At 75.3% G+C, this 3,000-nt stretch carries 3 protein-coding genes; 2 read left to right on the top strand and 1 reads right to left on the bottom strand.

The window, feature by feature from the left end; genetic code table 11:
• Window positions 1-244 precede the first annotated feature (244 nt).
• A complete protein-coding gene (locus tag G5C65_RS34655; RefSeq protein WP_165303032.1) occupies window positions 245-1,135 on the bottom strand; it encodes a hypothetical protein in 891 nt (296 codons plus the stop codon).
• Window positions 1,136-1,237: 102 nt separating this feature from the next.
• Here G5C65_RS34655 and G5C65_RS34650 point away from each other — a divergent pair, with 102 nt between their 5' ends.
• Both G5C65_RS34650 and G5C65_RS34645 read left to right on the top strand, forming a co-directional pair.
• Window positions 1,238-2,644 carry an FAD-binding protein gene (locus G5C65_RS34650; RefSeq protein WP_165303031.1) on the top strand — a complete coding sequence of 469 codons (1,407 nt, stop codon included), beginning with the start codon at window positions 1,238-1,240 and terminating at the stop codon, window positions 2,642-2,644.
• Window positions 2,645-2,796: 152 nt separating this feature from the next.
• Window positions 2,797-2,958 (top strand): hypothetical protein, encoded by a 162-nt coding sequence (locus G5C65_RS34645; protein ID WP_165303030.1) that lies wholly within the window; start codon window positions 2,797-2,799, stop codon window positions 2,956-2,958.
• Window positions 2,959-3,000: the final 42 nt, after the last annotated feature.

The raw sequence follows: 3,000 nt of genomic DNA, 5'->3' as shown, positions 1-3,000 counted from the left end.
TCGGCGTGCCGGGTGAAAGCCCTCGTACTGGGCGTACTCGGGCTTTCGGCCGGTGCGGCGAGAGCACGTGCCGGGCGTTCCAGGTGGCGTGCGGGGCTTTCGAAACACCCCCTAGTGCCGTGGCCGGAAAGGTTTGCCGTCTCGCGTCTCCCCCAAGCTCTCGGCTCCGCTCGAGCTGGGAGGTGCCCCCAGGTGCAGGGGGCACCTCCCAGCGGTAGCTGGGGGAGCCTCGCAAGGCGCCGGATCATGGCTCGTACTGGGCGTACTCGCGTGATCCGGCAACGCCGCGATGGGCCGTGTCGGGCGGCGCGCGGCGGTGAACCTTTCCGGTCGCGGCACTAGGGGAGTGGATGACCCAGACGTTCGGCTCCACATAGCGGCCCGTCCCCAGCCGCGTCACCCGGACCGGCGCCAGGGCCCCCGCCACCGTGAACGCCCGCTCGCCCGCGCTCCGCGGCACCGAGGCGCCCCAGCCGGCCCAGTCGCCCAGCGGGGCCTCCAGCACCGTGGACTGCTCCGCGACGCCCGCCGTGCGTCCGCCCGCCCGCAGATGCGTACGCAGCCACGGGTCCTCGGGCCACCCGTCGGCCCGCCGCCGCCGCGCATAGTCCGCCATCGGCACGTGCGGGCACGCGCACTTCGCGGTCGGCCGTACGGGCGCGAGCACGGCCCGCAGCCCGAGGCGCCCCGCGAGCGCGCGGGTCAGCTCGATCGCCGTGCGGCCCAGGCCCGCGCCCCGCGCGGCGGGCAGCACGCTGAGCGACATCATGGCGAGCGTGTCCGGGCGGCGCCCGGCGCGCAGCCCGCGTACGGCGCGCCGCATCAGGTCGTCCCAGCCGCCGGGCAGCCCCGCGTCGGTTCCGTCCCAGTGTGCGGGCGCGGTGTCGAGCCAGCCCAGGAGCGCGCCCGAGTCCGGGGAGACGAGCAGCAGTTGGGCGTACGGCCAGCGCGCGGCGAGCGGGCGGTAGAGCCGCATGCTGGGCGCAGCGAACAGAAAGCGCGGCCACAGCGGGCGGTAGTCGATGCGCGCGCGCAGCTCAGGCGCCCAGGCGGCGGGCACCGCCTCGACCGCCGGACGGCGTGGACCGGAGGAGCGGAGCCGGTCCACCGGTACTGCTGACTGCTGAGTGTCCATGGCAAGCGGCGCGACCCTCGGAAGGTGCGCACTCCCCGGTCGCGTCGAAGGAGTGGCGGCGTACGGCGTGTTGGCTTGCGCCGAACTGGATACTTTCAGTGCGTGATCGCATACTCTACGTCATCGTCGCACCTGCTGGGAGACACCGCGTGGGACGCCCTCAGGGGCGGCCTGGCCGGAGAGCTGCTGCTGCCCGGCGACAGCGGATACGCCGAGGCGCGACGCACGGCCGACGAGCGGTACGACGACGCGCGCCCCCGCGCCGTGCTGCGCTGCGCCGGGGAGGAGGATGTGCGCGAGGGCCTGCACTTCGCCCGCGTGCACCGGATCCCGGTCCACGTCCGGGCGGGCGGCCACTGCTTCGCCGGGTTCTCCACGGGCCCGGGGCTGGTGCTGGACATATCGCCGCTCAGCGGCACGGTGGTGGAGGGGGACCGGGCGCGGTGCGGAGCCGGCACCCTGACGGGCCCGTTCGCGGACGCGCTGGACGAGCGGCGGCGCGTGGTGCCCACCGGCCTGTGCCCCACCGTGGGGGTGGCCGGACTGACCCTGGGCGGCGGCATGGGCACCACGGGGCGGTGCTACGGCTTCGCGCTCGACAGCCTGGTCGGCGCCCGGGTGGTGCTCGCCAGCGGGCGCGTGGTGGAGTGCGACGAGCGGCGGCACCCCGAGCTGTTCTGGGCGCTGCGCGGCGGCGGGCACGCGGGCCTCGGCGTGGTGACGGAGCTGGGCTTCCGCACCTACCCCGAACTGCCCGTCACCGACTTCCTGCTGGGCTGGCCGCTGGGCTGGCGCGCCAGAGTGCTGACGGCCTGGCAGGCGTGGGGGCCCCGGGCCCCCGACGTGCTCTCCAGCATGGCGGGGCTGACCGCCGGGGAGCCCTGGGAGTGCCTGTCGCCCGCGGCGGTCGGCGGAGCCTGGCTCGGTGAGCGCCGCGATCTGGAGCGGCACCTGGCCGAACTGGTCGCCGCTGTGGGCCGCGAGCCGGACACATATACGACCGTCACCCACGGCCAGCGGGGCTCGCTGCGCTTCTGGGGCGGTACGTCCCGGCGGCGGCTGCCCCTCGTGCTGCGCCGCCACGAGTTCTTCGACCGGCCGCTCCCGCTGAGTGCGGCACGCGAGCTGATCGCCTCGCTGGAGCGCGGCCTGGCGCCCGGCGAGAGCCGCAACTGCGACTTCGAGGCGCTCGGCGGCGCCTACAACCGGGTGCCGGCCCCGGCGACCGCGATGGTGCACCGGGGGCACCTGTTCGGGATGCTGTCCCAGTTCCGCCCGCCGCCCGGCGGGGACACCACCGGCCGCGGCCCCACCGGCGCCGCGCTCGACGCGCTGCACCGCAGGCTGCGCGCCCTGGCCTCCGGGAACGCCTACCAGAACTACGCCGAGGCCGACCGCCCCCACTGGCAGCGCGCCTACTTCGGCGCCAACTACCCGCGCCTGGCCGCGGCGCGCGAACGCTACGACCCGGACCATGTGCTCGGCTACCCCTTCGGGCGGCGCACATGAGCGTAACGGGTGGTTTACGGTCACCACTTCGTCCGCCGGGGTGAACGTGCGACACGCCGAGATTGCCGTCGAGGAGCGCAGGTAAGCCATTCAGCGGTACCGCAGGGGCCCTGGGCCAGTCGCATCTGACGCCGTCTCGAAGGGGAATAGCCATGAGCGCTGCCATGAAGCTCGCCGCCGCCCTGGCCGATCTCGATGCCGAGGGGACCGCGGAGCGCACGGCCGAAGGCATGGCGGGCCCGGCTGTCCCGCGCTGCGCCTGCCACGACGAGGACCCCGACGAGCCGGCGGCGAGCGCGGCCCGGAGCGTGTGAACGGGCCCGGCAGCTCGGCCGCAGGGGCGTCAGGGGAACGGG

The organism is Streptomyces boncukensis (assembly GCF_011045075.1).
Lineage (GTDB): Bacteria > Actinomycetota > Actinomycetes > Streptomycetales > Streptomycetaceae > Streptomyces > Streptomyces boncukensis.
The sequence above is the reverse complement of the archived record's forward strand: the minus strand, read 5'-3'. Positions and strand labels throughout refer to the sequence as shown.

Excerpts from the sequence above, each read along its gene's own strand:
- G5C65_RS34655 (WP_165303032.1), bottom strand. The coding sequence starts at position 1,135 with ATGGACACTCAGCAGTCAGCAGTACCGGTGGACCGGCTCCGCTCCTCC.
- G5C65_RS34645 (WP_165303030.1), top strand. The coding sequence starts at position 2,797 with ATGAGCGCTGCCATGAAGCTCGCCGCCGCCCTGGCCGATCTCGATGCC.